Below are 15,484 nucleotides of genomic sequence, written 5' to 3' on the forward strand. Positions count from 1 at the left end.
GTAAAGCAACATCGGCCTGTCTGAAACCTTGTCTAACAAAAAAGTGCGGGGCCGGCTCAGCCGGCCCCGCACCCTGCCGTAATGTACAAGCGGGCTACTCGCCCTTCACCACCGTCCAGACATCGGTGAATGCGGTCGTCTTCTCGTTGCGCTCGGCCCACTCCAGGCGCTTGATCATCTCCGCGTCGGGGGCGAAGCCCTGGGCGTAGAGATCCTTAATATCCTGCGAGAGCAGATCGACCGCGTCCTTATTCGGCGAGAGGTAGCCGATATACTCGGTGTTGCGCGCGGCGATATCGGGGCGCATCAGGAAGTTGATGAAGACGTGGGCGGTGTAGGCGTTGGGCGAGTCCTTGAGGATGGCCAGGTTATCCATCCAGATCATGCCGCCCTCTTTGGGCATGGTGAAGAGGATATCCGGGTTGCCCGAGAACTCGTCGCCGAGTCCGTTGTGGGCCTGGATGGCCTGGCCGCTCCAGGCGTGGGCGATCACATACTCCTCGGAGGCCAGCTTGCGGTTCACGTCCGAGCTGTTGTACGCCGCCAGGAAGGGCTTCTGGGCGATCAGCAGATCCTCAGCCGCCTTCAGGTCGGCCGGCTCAGTGTCGTTGAGCGACTTACCCAGGAGCTTGAGGGCCGCGCCGGGCGACTCGCGCTCGTCGTCGAGCATGCTGAACTTGCCGCTGTAGGCCGCGATCTTGGCCGGGTCGAACAGGGCCGACCAGCTGTCCACCCCATCGGGAAAGTTCTTCTGATTGTAGGCGATCCCGCTGATGCCGTACATATAGGGGATCGAGTAGACGTTGCCCTCATCGAAGTACTTGTTCAGCAGGTCCGGGCTCATGTGACTGAGGTTAGTCAGCAGGCTCTTGTCGAGCGAGATGATCAGCCCCTCGGCGGCCATGGTTGTCACCGCGTAGTCCGAGGGCACCACGATGTCGTAGCCAGAGTTGCCGGCGCGCACCTTGGCGATCATATCCTCGTTGGCGTCGTAGGTGTCGAGCGTCACCTTGACGCCGTACTCCTGCTCGAAGTCGGCGAGGATGCTCGGGTCGATGTAGTCCGACCAGTTGTAGAAGAACAGCTCCTTGGAGAGCTTGCTCGTATCCACATCGCCGCTGGCGGCCGCGCCGCCGGGGGAGTCTGTCGCGGCCGCCGGGGCGCTGGCCGGGGCGGAGCCGCAGGCGCTAAGCATGATTAGGGCCATCGCGAGCAGGGGGAGCCAACGTTTCATCGGGCAATACTCCTTCTATAGTCACATGTAGGGCTGGCGCACTAAAAACCCTCATCTCTGTGGCTGAGATTACCAGATTCGCTGGCAATCTCAGCTGAGCAGCCTCTGCCGCCTGCCGCCTGCTGCCTGAACCCTTTCTTACCGCCGCCGCTGGACGAGCTGCGAGAGGCCGACGAGGGCCATCGAGAGCAGCAGCATCAGCGTGGAGATCGCGTTGATCTCCGGGGTGACGGCGCGGCGCACCTTGTTGTAGACCTCGACGGGCAGCAGCGAGGTGCCGGGGCCGGAGAGGAACAGGCTGATGATAAAGTCATCGAGCGAGAGCGTGAAGGCCAGCAGGGCGCCGCCGATGATGCCGGGCAGGATGAGCGGGAAGGTGATCCGCCAGAAGGTCTGCCAGCCGTTGGCCCCGAGGTCGGCCGCGGCCTCCTCAAGCCGGCGGTCGAAGTTCTTCAGGCTGGTACGCACCACCACCACCACAAACGAGATGCTGAAGGCGATGTGGGCGATGATCACCGTGGTCAGGTTGCGGCGGATGGGCTCGCCGGTGATCGACTGGAGGAGATCAAAGGCGAAGGCCGAGAAAGCCAGCAGGGCCACGGCCATGACGATCTCGGGGATGACGATCGGCAGGTAGAGCAGGGCGTCCATGCCGGCGCGGCCGCGGAAGCGGTAGCGCTCCATGGCCAGGGCGGTCAGCGTGCCGATGATCGTCGAGGCCACCGTGGAGATGACGGCCACATAGAGCGTGTTGAGCGCCGCGCCCATGAGCCGCTGGTTGGCGAAGAGGCGGGCGTACCAGTCGAGGGTGAATCCCGTCCAGCGCACGCCGAACTGGTCGCTGGTGAAGGAGAAGATCACCAGGATGGCGATCGGCACATAGAGGAAGGCGTACATCAGCACGGCGTTCGCCAGCAGCGCCAGGCCGCCCAGGGATGTCCGCTCGCGGGCGCTGGCGGGGCGGGCGACCGTCTTCGTCTGCGAGGTGGCCTCGATCATCGATCTTCCTCCGTGGTCGAGCGGAAGTAGAGCATAATCATCACCATCAGCACCGCCATCATCACCACGGCCATGGCCGAGCCGAGCGGCCAGTTGGGCGGGTTGGAGCGCAGGAAGAGCCGCTGGAGCAGGTTGCCGATATAGTCAACCTTCGCGCCGCCGAGCAGCTCGGAGACCACGAACTGGCCGACGGTGGGGATAAAGACCAGCACCGAGCCGGCGGCGACGCCGGGCATGGTGATCGGCAGCATGACCCGCAGGAAGGCCCGCCAGCGGCTGGCCCCCAGGTCGGCGGCGGCCTCCATGAGCGTGAAGTCGAAGCGCTCGATCGAGGCGTAGAGCGGCAGCACCATGAAGGGCAGCTCGCCGTAGACCAGGCCGAGCAGGGTGGCGTTCTCGGTGTAGAGCAGGGTCTGCGTAGGCAGGCCGAGCGAGTCGAGGGCGCTGTTGATCAGGCCGTTGTTTGAGAGGATGATCTGCCAGGCGTAGATCCGCACCAGGAAGTTCGTCCAGAAGGGGATGAGGATCAGGAAGAGCAGCGGGGTGCGCCAGCGCTGCGGGCTGCGGGCGATGAACAGGGCCAGCGGGTAGCCGATCAGCAGGCAGATCAGGGTGGTGAGCACGCTGGCCCAGATCGAGCGGGTGTAGGCGTTGACGTAGATATCTTTGGTGAAGAGGGCGGCGTACTGGCCGAAGGTCGCCTGCCAGATCACATTCCCGCGCGGGCCGGCGGTCATAAAGCTGTAGAGCAGGATGATCACCAGGGGCATGGCGAAGAAGAGGGTGAGCCAGAGCGCCCCGGGGCCGAGCAGGCCGGCCAGGCGCAGGCGGCCGCTGCGCCGGCGCTGTTTCTGAAGGGTGTCGAGGGCCATGTCGATACCTCCCGTGTATCGCCGTTCGTCGTAGGTGCGCAGCAGCAGCCGTGCGCGGAGCGCACGGCTGCTGCTGCGCACCTACTCCGTCAACACCAGCGCGTTATCGGCGGGGCAGACGAGCAGCGACTCCTCGCCGGGCTGCCAGTAGGCGTTGCGATCGACGGTGCTGCGGTCGTTCTGCTCCCAGGCGTTGAGGGTGCGCTGGTCGCTCAGGCGCACGGTGATGCGCGTGTCGCTGCCGATATAGTTGACGCGCTCGACGCGCACGGGCAGGGCGTTCTCATCGCCGGCGCTGCCCTCGCCCTGGGGCAGCAGCCGCACCTTCTCGGGGCGGATGGAGAGGGTGGCGGCGGCGCCGCTGCTGAGCGGCCGCGCGCTACACCCGCGCAGGCGGATGCCGTCGGCCGTCTCGATCGTGGCGTAGCCGCCGGCGCTCTCGACCACTTTCCCCTCGACAAAGTTCGTCTCGCCGATGAAGTCGGCCACGAAGCGGCAGGAGGGCCGCTCGTAGATCTCGGTGGGCGTGCCGACCTGGAGCACCTTGCCGTGGCTCATCACCGCGATGCGGTCGGACATCGTCAGGGCCTCCTCCTGGTCGTGGGTGACAAAGATGAAGGTGATCCCGACACGCTCCTGGAGTCCCTTGAGCTCCAGCTGCATCTCCTTGCGCAGCTTCTGGTCGAGCGCGCCGAGGGGCTCGTCGAGCAGGAGCACCTCGGGGTGGTTGACCAGGGCGCGGGCCAGGGCGACGCGCTGCTGCTGGCCGCCGGAGAGCTGGCGCGGCCGGCGGGCGCCGTAGCCGGTGAGCCGCACCATCTCCAGCGCCTCCTGGACGCGCGGCCCGAGGTCGGCCTTGGCGACGCCCTTCATCTCCAGGCCGAAGGCCACGTTCTGCTCGACCGACATGTGGGGGAAGAGGGCGTAGGACTGGAAGACGGTGTTGACCGGGCGCAGGTGGGGCGGGGTGCTGCTCATCTCGCGGCCGTGGATCATGATCTCGCCGCTGGTGGGGTACTCGAAGCCGGCGATCATGCGCAGGCTGGTGGTCTTCCCGCAGCCGCTGGGGCCGAGCAGCGAGAAGAACTCTCCGTCACGGATCTGGAGCGAGACGTGGTCCACAGCGTACACATCGCCGAAGGCCTTCACGACATCGCGCAGCTCAATCGCGTTCCCGTCACTCAAGGCGATCTCCTGGAAAGCGTATACGGACAGCCAGAGCGGCATGCGTGGCCGCAAAGGTGCAATCGCTGCATATCAAACCCGTTGGGTGGGATGGTCTAGTATACCACGGTTTAACCGGGGGCCTTTGTGCGCGGAGGGCGTTGGGGGGGGAGGACGCGAAACGTTTCGCGTCCTTCGTGGCCCAAACGTTTCGTGCTACAATAGCCGGCGCGGAGGATCTGCGGTCGGACACAGCAGCGAGGAGGCGCAGCATCATGGATGATCTGATCGAGCGCGTGGCCCATCGTCTCGCGGCCATCCCCGGCCTGCCAAGCGGCGCGCGCCTCGCCGCCGCCGCGCCCGCACCCATCTCCGACACCCCGATCGCCGGGTATATCGACCACACCCTGCTCAAGCCCGAGGCCACCCCCGAGCAGGTCGAGCAGCTCTGCACCGAGGCGATCCAGTACCGCTTCGCCAGCGTCTGCGTCAACCCCTCCTTCGTCCCGCTCTGCGCGCGCCTGCTCGCGGGCACGCCGGTGGCCGTCTGCACGGTGATCGGCTTCCCGCTAGGCGCCACGACGACAAAGACGAAGGTCTTCGAGGCCACCCAGGCCGCCGCCAACGGCGCCCGCGAGCTGGACATGGTCATCGCCGTGGGCCAGCTGAAGGCCGGGCGCTACGCCGAGGCGGCCGAGGACGTCCACCAGGTGGTGGACGCCGGCCACGCCCAGGGCGCCCTAGTGAAGGTGATCATCGAGACGGCGCTGCTGACCGACGAGGAGAAGGTGGCGGCCTGCCTGCTCGCCGCCCGCGCCGGGGCCGACTTCGTCAAGACCAGCACCGGATTCTCGGGGGGCGGGGCCACCGCCGCCGACATCGCCCTGATGCGCCGGGCCGTCGGCCCCGACATCGGCGTGAAGGCATCGGGCGGCGTGCGATCCCTGGCCGACGCCCAGGCGATGATCGCCGCCGGGGCCAGCCGCATCGGCGCCAGCGCCGGGGTGGCGATCGTCCGTGAATCAGAAGGCTCTGCTCCTAGCAGGCAGGCTGAAAAAGAAGGTTATTGATCAATGTTGAATGGTGAATGTTGAATTCAACATTCACCATTCAACATTCAACATTCAGATGGGGGTTCCATTGAGCATCCTGATTAACAACGATACGCGGCTGCTTGTCCAGGGCATCACGGGCAAGGAGGGCGAGTTCCACACCCGCCAGATGATCGCGTACGGGACGAACGTGGTGGCCGGCGTGGTGCCGGGCCGCGGCGGGCAGACGGCGGTGGACGGCAAGGTGCCGGTGTTCAACACGGTGAAGGAGGCGGTCGAGGCCACCGGGGCCAACGTCTCGGTGATCTACGTGCCCGCGCCCTTCGCCCCCGACGCCATCCGCGAGTCGGCGGCGGCCGGCATCGCCCTGGTGGTCTGCATCACCGAGGGCGTCCCCGCCCTGGACATGGTCGCCACCTACGAGTTCGTGCAGCAGTGCGGCGCGCGCCTGATCGGCCCGAACTGTCCCGGCCTGATCACCCCCGGCGAGGCCAAGGTCGGGATCATCCCCGGCAACATCACCGCCCCCGGCCCGGTTGGCGTGGTCAGCAAGAGCGGCACGCTCACCTACGAGGCCGTCGACGCGCTGACCCGCATCGGGCTCGGCCAGACCAGCATCGTCGGCATCGGCGGCGACCCGATCATCGGCACGAGCTTCGTGGATGTGCTGGCCATGTTCCAGGCCGACGAGGCCACCAGGGCGATCGTGCTGATCGGCGAGATCGGCGGCGACGCCGAGATCCAGGCCGCCGCCTTCATCAAGGCGAATGTGACCAAGCCGGTGGTCAGCTTCATCGCCGGGCAGACAGCCCCCGAGGGCAAGCGCATGGGCCACGCCGGCGCGATCATCAGCGGCGGCGAGGGCACGGCCCAGGAGAAGATCAAGGCGCTGGAGGCCGTGGGCGTGAAGGTGGCCCGCCAGCCCACCGATATCGCCCAGATCGTGAAGGACGTTCTGGGGTAGACCCGATATCCCCAATGCGCCGTAGGGGCGCAGCAGCACGAAGCCGGGTCGCGCATAGCGCGACCCGGCTTCGTGCTGCTGCGCCCGTACAATCAGGAGAGCGGTATCCGCAGCTCCACCGTCGTGCCCTGCTCGGGCTCCGAGCGGATGCGCAGGTCGGCGCCGATCAGGCGGGCGCGCTCCTTCATGTTCAGCAGGCCCAGGCTGCCCCGGCTGTTGTAGGTGCCCTCGACCGCCGCCACGTTGAAGCCCCGGCCCCGGTCGCGCACGCTGGCCACGAAGGTGTCCTCCTCGACATAGAGGTAGATCGTGATCACATCGCTGTGGGCGTGCTTGCGGGCGTTATTCACCGCCTCCTGGAGGATGATGAAGGTGGCGGCCTCGACCTCAGAGGGCAGGCGCGGCACGTTCATCGGCGCCTCAAGGCGCAGACGGGTCGGGTTGCCCGAGGGGTCGCGCCAGCGATCCACATACTGCTGGAGCGTGATCACCAGGCCCTGGGTCTCCAGGCCGAGCGGCCGCAGCTCGAAGAGCAGGGTGCGGATGTCGTTGGTGGTCTTGATCACCAGCTCGGAGAGGGTGTCGAGCTCGGCCGGCACGCGCTCGGGCATGGCCCGGAACAGCTTCTTGATGAACTCGATGTTCATGGCGATCGCAGCCACGCTCTGGGTCGGGCCATCGTGCAGGTCGCGGGCGATCGCCGTGCGCGTGTCGGCCTCCTTGCTCAGCAGGCGGTCGCGCTCCTGCTTGAGGCTCTGGTAGAGGCGGGCGTTCTCGATCGCGATCGCGCCCTGGGCGGCCAGGGTGGTGAGCAGCTGCATATCCTGGTCGCCGAAGGGCTTGCCATCGATCTTATTGAGCAGCTGCATCACGCCGATCACCCGGTCCTTGATGCGCATGGGCACGCAGAGGATCGAGCGGGTGACAAAGTCGGCCTCGCGGCCGATCGCGTCGTACCAGCGGGCGTCCTGCTCGACATCGTTGACGATCTGGCCGACGCCGTGGGTGGCCACCCAGCCGGCGATGCCGCGGTCGGCGGGCATGCGGTACTGGCGGTTCTCGCCGGGGTTCTCTAGCACCAGCTCGCCCTTGGCCTCATCGAGCAGAAAGATCGAGCAGCGCTCGGCGCCGACGACCTTGGGGGCGCGCAGCTTGATATCGTTGAGCAGGCTGGACAGGTCGAGGTTGATCGAGAGGGACTGGCCGATCTCATAGAGCAAATTCAGCTCGCGCAGGTCGCGCTCGGCGCGGCGCAGCATCGAGAGCTTATCGGCCTCGCCGCCGATGGCCCGCACCAGCAGCACCATCAGATCCTCATCGGCGTTGACCGGGATCGTGCCGCCCTTGCCATCGGCGCCGAGCTCGGGGCCGATCACCACCAGGTGCAGCAGGCCGACGCCCTGGCCGCCGCTCTGCAGCGGCAGCTCGATCAGGTCGCGGTTGCCCTCCAGCGAGTAGGAGCCGAGCATCGGCTCGCTGCCATCGTCGCGGCGCATGAAGCCGCTGCGGGCCTGGTCGATCAGGGTGCTCGTCTCATCGTCAAGGGCGCCGTGGGCGAGCTGCACCGTCTCGCCATAGGGCGTGATATAGAGCAGCGCCCCGGCCTGAGCCGGCCAGAATGCGACGAGGCGCTCCAGCGAGGCGGCCAGCAGCCCGGAGACATCATGGTGCCCGCCGGCGATAAGGAGCTGGCTGAGTGTCTCCAGCTGGCGCTGGTTGATGGCGATTGGCGACATAGGGGAACCTCGCGAGGAATCTGAGAAATAGTCCTGTTACTTTACCCCATACGCAGGGGCTATGTCAATTTAGATCACTGAGAGGCTGAGCCGCTGAGGCACTGAGGCGAGTGGCCGCCCCGGGTTGCGTCATTGCTCACGTGCGCGATGCGCCGCCCGCCTCATGCGTCGGGCCAGTCGACGCCGACCCAGATCTGCCCATCCTCAACCCGCACCGGGTAGACCGGGATGCGCAGCCCGACCGGCGGGATGAGGCTCTTGCCGGTGCGCACGCTGTAGGCCCAGCCGTGCCAGGGGCAGGTCACCGCCTCACCGATCAGCAGGCCGGACGAGAGCGGGCCGCCCTCGTGGCGACACGAGTCGCCGAAGGCGTAGATCGCCCCGCCTACGTTGGCCAGGGCCACCGGCAGCCCGTCCACATCCACATAGGCCATCTGGCCCGGCGAGATCGCGCCGAGGTCGAGCGCGAGCGCCCACTCGCGGGCCATCAGGGCGCCACCTTCGCCACGGCGATGATGTGGCCGGGCACATGCTCGACGCTCACCCGCGCGGCGCCGTGGGCGCGCAGCAGCTCGGCCAGCTGCGGCGCGCTGAAGCGGTGGATGTGCGCGGAGGTCTCGTCCGCGCGCGAGGAAACCGAGATAATCGCGAAGCGGCGGGCCACGCGCAGGGCCGATCGCAGAGCGAGCGCCGTGTCAGGGATGCGATCCAGCACCTCCAGCGCCGTCACCACATCGAAGCTCCCGTCGGCGAAGGGCAGGTCGGTCACGTCGGCGCGGGCCGCGCTGAGCGTGAGGATTCCGCCGTCGGCGACGCGCTGGATATCGGCCACCCGCTGGGCGAGGGTGTCGGTCGCGGTGACGGGGAGCGCAGGCATGGCGTCGAGCAGCGGCCAGAGGAAGGTGCCGCGCCCGCTGCCGATATCGAGCAGATCGCTGGGGACGAGCCCGCGCAGGATGCTGAGCACGGCCTGGACGCGCGCGCGGCCCGGGGTGCGCTTGAAGCGGTGCATGCGGAGGCCACGGGACTGGCCGAGCGTGATCAGCGCGGCGCGCTGGTCGGCGCTGAGCGAGTCGAGGGGCGCCTCGCGGGCCCCGGCGGCGTCGCCGAGGGAGCCGCGCACATAGGCGGCGGCGATGCGGGTGAACAGCGGGGTCTCGGCGGCCATGCGGCGCTCCCACAGAGGATGACAGGATGCGGATTGCATCCACGTCTATCGTAGCATACCTGCATCATACACATGCGTCCCGGTAGGGGTGCGGGGGCGGCGAAGCCGCCCCCGCAGGATTTTGTATTGGGTTTGGGCGGCTTCGCCGCCCAAACCCAATACAAAGGCCGGGTCTGGGTCACAGCCTAGAGGAATCGGTCGGGCCGCAGGGCGTAGGCCCACCAGTTGTGCAGGATCTCCTCGGCGCCGCCGGCCGCGCGTGGCAGGTGGTCGAGCCACCACATGTGGTGCAGGCGCATATCGCCGCCGCCCCACTCCGCGCAGCGCATCGGGCGCGGCGGGGAGCCCAGGTCCGGGAAGGCGTACCATGCGTCCGCGCCGGAGATCACCTCGCGGCGGTTGCCCCAGTCGTAGTCGCGCTGGCTGCTCGGCGCAAAGTGGACGTTGCCACACTCGGCCCGCCCCGGCGCGCGCTGCTCGTAGCGGGTGAAGCGCTCCCAGAGGTTAGCCTCGCCGCGCTGGTGGCGGTAGACGTGGGCCATGATCGACTCGACCCGGTGGCCGAAGTTCTCCAGCATGCAGCCCACGTCGCGCTCGAAGTTGAAGCCCATGATCACGAAGCGCCGGCGGGCGCCGGGCAGGGCTAACGGCGGCGCGTTGCACCAGACGGCCCCGTCGCCCGCCATCTGGCTCTCGTAGTAGCCGGCGTAGGGGAAGGCGAAGAGCCAGACCTCATCGATCGCGCCGGACTCGACCTTCTCCACCAGCCGGTGCTCAGCCAGGATGCGCCGGTAGTCGGCCGCGTCGGGCTGGTGGAAGCCGCCGCCGCGCTGCCAGGCGGCCAGATAGCTCGCGCTGTCGTAGATGAAGCCGTCGGCCTTGGGCGGGAACCCGTCAACCTCGTGGCGCTCGGCGATGGTGTAGCGGGCCATGCCGCCGCTGCAGGCGCGCATATCGTCGATGTACTGGGCCGCCAGCGCGTCGGGGTCCTGCCAGCCCATCTGCTCGCTGAGCCGACGCCCGACGGCGGACATGATCCGCGGGTTGTGGATGACCACGGCAACCCGCAGGTCGAAGGGCTCGGCGGCGGCGCGGTCGGCGCGCACGATCTGCGGGGCCTGCGCGGGCGCCCCGCGCCCGAAGAGCCAGTCGAGCATGGCTACCTCCTCATAATGAGGTCGCGCAGGCGACCTTCGCAGACGCTCGCCCGCGGCTTCAGCCGCCGGGCGGAGCGCTACCTCCTCGTCGCCGCGCGGTAGGCGGCCTCGGCCGTGACGGCCAGGGTGTCCCAGGAGAACCGCGCGGCGGCGGCGCGGGCGCCCGTCGCGAGCCTGGCGCGCAGGCCATCGTCGCCGAGCAGGCGCAGGGCGGCCCCGGCCAGGGCCGCCGGGTCGCCGGGCGGGCAGAGCAGCCCGCTGCGCTCGTGCTGAAGATACTCGCCGGCCTGGCCGACGTCGCTGGCCACGATCGGCAGCCCGGCGCCCATCAGCTCAAGCAGCTTGGCCAGGCCGCGCGCCCGGTTGATCAGCGTGTCCTCCAGCGGCGCGAGGGCCAGGTCGGCCTCGGCGAGCGCCGCCGGGATCTGGGCGGGCTGGAGCCAGCCCCGCTCGTCGATCATCGCACCGATGCCCGCGCGCCTGGCCAGGGCGAGCAGCCGGCGCTCCTCGCCGCCCTCGCCCCGGCCCACCACCACCAGGCGCGCGTCCGGCCGCCCCTGGCGGATGGCCACCAGCGCCGCCACCAGCTCGGCCAGGTCGATCTCCCAGAAGCGGGTGTAGAGCAGGATGACAGGCGGCAGGCGGCAGGTCGCGCTCCTGCCAGGCGAAGAGCGCCTTGGCCGAGGCGGGGTAGGGCAGCAGGTCGTTCCAGCCACCCCAGCCCTCCCAGTCGTCGGTGTCGACCACCAGGGGCAGGCGCGGGCGCAGGGCGCGGGCGGCCAGGGCGGCCAGGCCGCCGTAGCCCTTGGGCTTAAAGAGGTGGAGCAGGTCGGGCTGCTCGGCCAGGGCCATGCGCAGCAGGCTGAGGCTCTGCTCGGCCACGGCGGCGGGGCCGGGCAGGCGCGGCAGGCGGGTGTGGCTCACCGTCACCGCGCCATAGGTCACGCGGGTGCCGGCGTCCTCGGGGTTCTGCACCGGCGGCGCGACGATCGCCAGCCGGTGGCCGCGCCGGTCGAGGGCCTGGGCCAACGGCAGCATGCGCGCCAGTAGGGTGCCCTTCGGCCGGATGCCGAAGGGCGCGATCATCACGATTCGCATATGTTCCAGCCGTTCCGTAGGGCCGAAGCATTTCGCTCTTTGCGCAGAGCGCAAAGAGCGAAATGCTTCGGCCCTACAAGGCCACGGCGATCACCGCCCGGCGCGGATGATCTTCATCATGTCGTCTACACAGGTCACCTTCACGCGCGGGCGGCCCTGGGCGGCCCCGGCCGCCAGCTCGTGGGCGTCGAGGATCTTCCAGTCGGCGTAGGTCACATAATCGACGCCGCGGGAGCGCAGCAGCTCCTCGATCATGTGCAGGCCGCGCTTCTCGTCGGGGATCGCCTCCAGGCTAGGGATGTCCTCGATCATCGCGGCCACCGTCGAGACCGAGTCGGGCTTATTCGTGCCGATGATGCCGGAGGGGCCGCGCTTGGCCCAGCCGACCACGTACTCGCCGGGGATCACCTCATCGCGATCTTGGAACACCCGTCCGGCCACGTTCGGGATGGTGCCCGAGGAGTCGCTGAACGGCACGCCGGGGATGGGCGAGCCGCGGTAGCCCACCGAGCGCAGGAGCATCCCGCACTGGAGCGTCTCGTACTTGCCGGTGCCGCGGGCCTTCAGGCTGCCGTCGGCGGCCTGCTTCAGGTTGTTCCGCTCGATCGTCACCGCCGCCACCCGGTTGCCGGAGCCGATGATGCCCACCGGGGAGACCAGGAAGCGCATCACGATCCGCCGGGGCGCGCCGGTGTTGCCCCGCTCGGCGTAGGTCCGCATGAGCTCGACATTCCTGCGCGCCGTCTTATCGTCGGCGAGCGACGCCTCGCTCACCTCATCGAGCTCCATGTCGGCCGGGTCAATAATCACATCGACGCCGTTCAGCTCGCCGAACTCCCGCAGCTCGGGGTTGGTGAAGGCGGCCTGGGCCGGCCCGCGCCGACCCAGCATCACCACCTCGCGCACCTTGCTCTTGCGCAGCGCCTCCAGGGCGTGGTCGGCGATATCGGTCTTCGCCAAGTCCTCCGGGTCCGTCGCCAGAATGCGCGCCACATCCATCGCCACATTCCCGTTGCCAACGACCAGCACCCGCTCGTGCGAGAGGTCGAAGGTCAGGTCGCAGTAGTCGGGGTGGCCATTGTACCAGCCCACAAAGATCGTCGCCGGGAAGCTGCCGTCCAGATCCTCGCCGGTGATGCCCATCTTGCGGTCGGACTGGGCGCCCACCGCGTAGACGACCTGGTCGTAGAGCTGCGTGACATCCTCGTGGAAGATATCGCGCCCGAAGGTGACATTGCCGAAGTAGCGCAGGTTCGGCGCGGCGGCCAGCTTGTCGTAGACGCGGGTCACCGCCTTGATCGACTGGTGGTCGGGGGCGACTCCCTCGCGCACGAGGCCGTAGGGGGTGGGCAGGCGGTTGAAGATGTCGATCTGACAGACCAGATTCTGCTGCTTGAGCAGCGCCTCGGCGGCGTAGAACCCGGCCGGGCCTGCGCCCACAATCGCAACGCGTAGCGGGCGGGCATCTGTTCCCAATGGCTCAGTCACGCTCCGTCTCCTTCGGCCATACAGGCCGCATATACTCGAGTACGTGGGAGCTAGCACCTCGTGTCCTGCAATCTGCAATCTGCAATCTGCAATTTGCAATCTGCGCTCACCCTAGGGCGTCGGCTCAGGGGTCGGCGGCTCAGGGGTCGGCGGCTCAGGGGTCGGCGGCTTGATCGTCACCGGATCGGGCGTCCCCACCGCCTCCGGCGGTGGCGTGGCCTCCAGCACCGGCGTGGCCTCAGGCGTCCCGGAGGATGGCAGCGTGGCCGTCACATCAGTCGGGGGCTCGGCGGTAGGTGAGGCAGGGCTTGTCGGCGACGGCGGAGGGGTCCGCAGCACGACCGTCACCGAGGGCGGCTCGCCCGCCAGACGCACCCCGCTCGGGAGGCTCACCGTCACAGGGAGCTGGTAGCTGCCTGGCCCCAGCCCGCTCACATCAACGTTCGCCTTCAGCGGCTGCTGTGCCAGCTGATCAAGGAACGCACTGCTGCCGGTAATAGTTACCGAGACGCTATTGGGGCTGACGCTCATCAGCATGCCGCCGCCGACGCCGCCCACCGCGACCTCGGCGGGCAGGGTGACCTGGAACGACTGGCTGACCGGGGAGATCAGCACCGTCACCTTGGCGCTGCTGGGCTCGCCGAGCTGCGGCGAGGTGCCGGCTGGGAAGCTGATCCGCGCCTGGCGCACCAGCGAGCCGCGCGCTCCGCCGATATCGACATCCTCAGTCTCCAGCACCAGCACCGCATCGAGCGGGCCGGAGCTGCCGGTGAGCGCGATCAGCGGCGGGTCAACCTGCACCGCCGTGATGACGTAGCCGGAGGCGGGCAGGCCGACGATGCTGGCCTGCACCGGCACCAGCTTCAGGCCGACCACCGAGGTGATCGGGATGCGCACATTCACCGTGCCGGGGCTGATCTGCACGCCATCGACCGTCTGGCCGTTCTCATCGACCGCCACCAGGCTCAGCGGTGCCTGATAGCTCGCCCGCAGCTGCTCGATATTCGCCGTCGTCTGGGCCGCCGTCACGCGCTGCACCCGGTTCTGCGGGCCGGTGATCTGCACCGCGCCGATCGGCACGCCGCTAAAGGTGATCTGTGGCTCGCCGCGCTCGAAGCTGAAGGGCAGGTTGCCGGCGACCTTCAGGTCGATCGGCACCGTGCCCGTCATAATCTCCTCGATCCGAAAGGGGATGGCCGAGGGTGTGACGCCGTCGGCCGGCACCGTGAATGAGATCGTGCTGCGGGTGGCCTGCACATTCACCGGCACGATGTGCTCACCTGACCCGAGCCCGGTCAGGTCGACCACCGTGCGGATATCGACCGGCCGCAGCTCCGCGCGCTGGTTGCGGTCGGTGCGCAGGGTGACATTCACGCTCGGCAGGGTCGGGTTCGGCAGGCCGTTGGCGTCCACGATCACCAGGTCGCTGCCCAGGCCAACCACCTGCGGCGTGAGCCCCTCAAAGGGCACCAGCTCCTCAGGGTTCTGGCTGAATGAGACAAAGGCCCAGAGGGCGAAGCTCAGGCCAAGGGCGAGCAGCGCCCGCAGAGTCATAGCGCGCAGAGTTGTCATTCGGTCGCCGTCATGACTTTTTCTCTTCATCCAGGGGCACACGGAGCAGCCCGGCGAGCATACTGCGGAGCCGAGACTCATTCAGGTAGCTGGCCATACGCCCGTCGTTCACCAGCGAGATCGCGCCCGTCTCCTCGGAGACCACCACCGAGATCGCGTCCGTCTGCTCGCTGATCCCCTTGGCGGCGCGGTGGCGCGTGCCGTAGCGACGCGGCCCGATCACATCCTCGCTCAGCGGCATCACCACGTTGGCCGCGAGGATGCGCGTGCCGCGCACGATCACCGCCATATCGTGGAGCGGCGAGTTCGGGTAGAAGATATTTAGCAGCAGCGGCGAGGAGATGCGCGAGTCGAGGATGACCCCGCGATCGGCGTACTCCTGGAGCTGCGTGGCGCGCTCGATCACGATCAGGGCGCCCACGCCCTGCTGCGAGAGCTGGGCCGAGGCGCGACAGATCACCGTGATCGTCTCAAGCAGCTCCGAGCGGTTCGCGCCGCCGAAGGGCCGGCTGATCAGGTTGCTCGACCGTCCGAGGCTCTCAAGCGCCCGGCGCAGCTCGGGCTGGAACAGCACCGGCACGCCGACGATCAGCGTCGGGTTAATAATATTGCTCAGCAGCCACGACAGCGTCGTGAGCCGCCCGTTGGCCACCGTGCCCACCACAAAGGCCGCCACCAAGACAACGCCCATGCCGCGCAGCAGCTGGACAGCGCGGGTGCCGCGGATCACGCCGAAGAGCCAGTACAACAGGACGGCGACGATCAGGATGTCGAGGAGGGCGAAGGGCGATGTGAGCGGGTTGAGCCGCGACCAGAGACGTGCAAGATCCATAGTCAGAGTACAAGGGCACAGGGTACAGGGTACAGGGTACAGGGTATAGGGTACAGGGCACAGGGCACTGGGTCCAGGATCGATTTGCGCAAGTGGGCTGTTGTTGGCAGGGTACCCGAAATGGCGTGGGAGCGCAAGGTGAGGTTTA

The 15,484-nt window shown here is 68.1% G+C and carries 14 protein-coding genes and 1 pseudogene; 2 read left to right on the top strand and 13 right to left on the bottom strand.

Features of this window, described 5'->3' with window-relative positions; translation table 11 throughout:
- Nucleotides 1-94: 94 nt before the first annotated feature.
- From K2Z83_RS03445 to K2Z83_RS03460, 4 genes are all read right to left on the bottom strand, one after another.
- Nucleotides 95-1,234: a spermidine/putrescine ABC transporter substrate-binding protein gene (locus K2Z83_RS03445; RefSeq protein ID WP_220593793.1), complete on the bottom strand. Its 1,140-nt coding sequence runs from the start codon at nt 1,232-1,234 to the stop codon at nt 95-97.
- A 138-nt stretch (nt 1,235-1,372) separates the two neighbouring features.
- Nucleotides 1,373-2,233, bottom strand: coding sequence for an ABC transporter permease (locus K2Z83_RS03450; protein ID WP_220593794.1), 861 nt, complete (start codon nt 2,231-2,233; stop codon nt 1,373-1,375).
- The gene (locus K2Z83_RS03455) at nt 2,230-3,105 is read right to left on the bottom strand and encodes an ABC transporter permease (protein ID WP_220594051.1); all 876 of its coding nucleotides are present in this window, start codon (nt 3,103-3,105) and stop codon (nt 2,230-2,232) included. Before K2Z83_RS03455 ends, K2Z83_RS03450 begins: the two co-directional genes overlap by 4 nt.
- A gap of 81 nt (nt 3,106-3,186) precedes the next feature.
- Nucleotides 3,187-4,290, bottom strand: coding sequence for an ABC transporter ATP-binding protein (locus tag K2Z83_RS03460; protein ID WP_255603235.1), 1,104 nt, complete (start codon nt 4,288-4,290; stop codon nt 3,187-3,189).
- Between the two features lie 254 nt (nt 4,291-4,544).
- Between K2Z83_RS03460 and deoC the strand changes: the two genes are divergently transcribed.
- Together deoC and sucD are read left to right on the top strand one after the other, a co-directional pair.
- Nucleotides 4,545-5,339 (top strand): deoxyribose-phosphate aldolase, encoded by a 795-nt coding sequence (deoC, locus tag K2Z83_RS03465; protein ID WP_220593795.1) that lies wholly within the window; start codon nt 4,545-4,547, stop codon nt 5,337-5,339.
- A gap of 70 nt (nt 5,340-5,409) precedes the next feature.
- Nucleotides 5,410-6,285: a succinate--CoA ligase subunit alpha gene (gene sucD / locus K2Z83_RS03470; RefSeq protein ID WP_220594053.1), complete on the top strand. Its 876-nt coding sequence runs from the start codon at nt 5,410-5,412 to the stop codon at nt 6,283-6,285.
- Between the two features lie 92 nt (nt 6,286-6,377).
- Here the strand turns inward: sucD and K2Z83_RS03475 are convergent, their stop codons facing one another.
- The 9 genes and pseudogenes from K2Z83_RS03475 to cdaA all read right to left on the bottom strand — a co-directional run bounded on the left by K2Z83_RS03475 (nt 6,378) and on the right by cdaA (nt 15,336).
- Nucleotides 6,378-8,021, bottom strand: a complete 1,644-nt coding sequence (locus K2Z83_RS03475) for a GAF domain-containing sensor histidine kinase (protein ID WP_220593796.1) — start codon at nt 8,019-8,021, stop codon at nt 6,378-6,380.
- A gap of 161 nt (nt 8,022-8,182) precedes the next feature.
- The gene (locus K2Z83_RS03480) at nt 8,183-8,509 is read right to left on the bottom strand and encodes a non-heme iron oxygenase ferredoxin subunit (RefSeq protein WP_220593797.1); all 327 of its coding nucleotides are present in this window, start codon (nt 8,507-8,509) and stop codon (nt 8,183-8,185) included.
- Nucleotides 8,509-9,189, bottom strand: coding sequence for a class I SAM-dependent methyltransferase (locus tag K2Z83_RS03485; protein ID WP_220593798.1), 681 nt, complete (start codon nt 9,187-9,189; stop codon nt 8,509-8,511). Before K2Z83_RS03485 ends, K2Z83_RS03480 begins: the two co-directional genes overlap by 1 nt.
- A 185-nt stretch (nt 9,190-9,374) precedes the next feature.
- Nucleotides 9,375-10,346, bottom strand: coding sequence for a hypothetical protein (locus K2Z83_RS03490; protein ID WP_220593799.1), 972 nt, complete (start codon nt 10,344-10,346; stop codon nt 9,375-9,377).
- Between the two features lie 77 nt (nt 10,347-10,423).
- Entirely contained in the window at nt 10,424-11,062 is a 639-nt protein-coding gene (locus tag K2Z83_RS28675; RefSeq protein ID WP_370650038.1) for a glycosyltransferase, read from the bottom strand.
- Nucleotides 11,055-11,444: pseudogene (locus tag K2Z83_RS29760) on the bottom strand (glycosyltransferase); the annotation flags it as partial. The gene K2Z83_RS28675 and the pseudogene K2Z83_RS29760, both read right to left, overlap by 8 nt.
- A gap of 90 nt (nt 11,445-11,534) precedes the next feature.
- Nucleotides 11,535-12,932: an FAD-dependent oxidoreductase gene (locus K2Z83_RS03500; protein ID WP_220593800.1), complete on the bottom strand. Its 1,398-nt coding sequence runs from the start codon at nt 12,930-12,932 to the stop codon at nt 11,535-11,537.
- Between the two features lie 111 nt (nt 12,933-13,043).
- Nucleotides 13,044-14,504 carry a YbbR-like domain-containing protein gene (locus K2Z83_RS29580; protein ID WP_305082496.1) on the bottom strand — a complete coding sequence of 487 codons (1,461 nt, stop codon included), beginning with the start codon at nt 14,502-14,504 and terminating at the stop codon, nt 13,044-13,046.
- A gap of 10 nt (nt 14,505-14,514) precedes the next feature.
- On the bottom strand, nt 14,515-15,336 hold the full coding sequence (gene cdaA, locus K2Z83_RS03510; RefSeq protein ID WP_220593801.1) for a diadenylate cyclase CdaA: 822 nt from the start codon (nt 15,334-15,336) through the stop codon (nt 14,515-14,517).
- Between the last annotated feature and the right edge of the window lie 148 nt (nt 15,337-15,484).

Source organism: Oscillochloris sp. ZM17-4, assembly GCF_019599295.1.
In the GTDB taxonomy this organism is placed as follows: domain Bacteria; phylum Chloroflexota; class Chloroflexia; order Chloroflexales; family Chloroflexaceae; genus Oscillochloris.

Bases quoted from the DNA above. Each gene is read 5' to 3' on its own strand.
- K2Z83_RS29580 (WP_305082496.1), bottom strand. From the start codon at position 14,504: ATGACAACTCTGCGCGCTATGACTCTGCGGGCGCTGCTCGCCCTTGGC.
- K2Z83_RS03450 (WP_220593794.1), bottom strand. From the start codon at position 2,233: ATGATCGAGGCCACCTCGCAGACGAAGACGGTCGCCCGCCCCGCCAGC.
- K2Z83_RS03455 (WP_220594051.1), bottom strand. From the start codon at position 3,105: ATGGCCCTCGACACCCTTCAGAAACAGCGCCGGCGCAGCGGCCGCCTG.
- K2Z83_RS03490 (WP_220593799.1), bottom strand. From the start codon at position 10,346: ATGCTCGACTGGCTCTTCGGGCGCGGGGCGCCCGCGCAGGCCCCGCAG.
- K2Z83_RS03445 (WP_220593793.1), bottom strand. From the start codon at position 1,234: ATGAAACGTTGGCTCCCCCTGCTCGCGATGGCCCTAATCATGCTTAGC.
- cdaA (WP_220593801.1), bottom strand. From the start codon at position 15,336: ATGGATCTTGCACGTCTCTGGTCGCGGCTCAACCCGCTCACATCGCCC.
- K2Z83_RS03480 (WP_220593797.1), bottom strand. From the start codon at position 8,509: ATGGCCCGCGAGTGGGCGCTCGCGCTCGACCTCGGCGCGATCTCGCCG.
- K2Z83_RS03475 (WP_220593796.1), bottom strand. From the start codon at position 8,021: ATGTCGCCAATCGCCATCAACCAGCGCCAGCTGGAGACACTCAGCCAG.
- deoC (WP_220593795.1), top strand. From the start codon at position 4,545: ATGGATGATCTGATCGAGCGCGTGGCCCATCGTCTCGCGGCCATCCCC.
- K2Z83_RS03485 (WP_220593798.1), bottom strand. From the start codon at position 9,189: ATGGCCGCCGAGACCCCGCTGTTCACCCGCATCGCCGCCGCCTATGTG.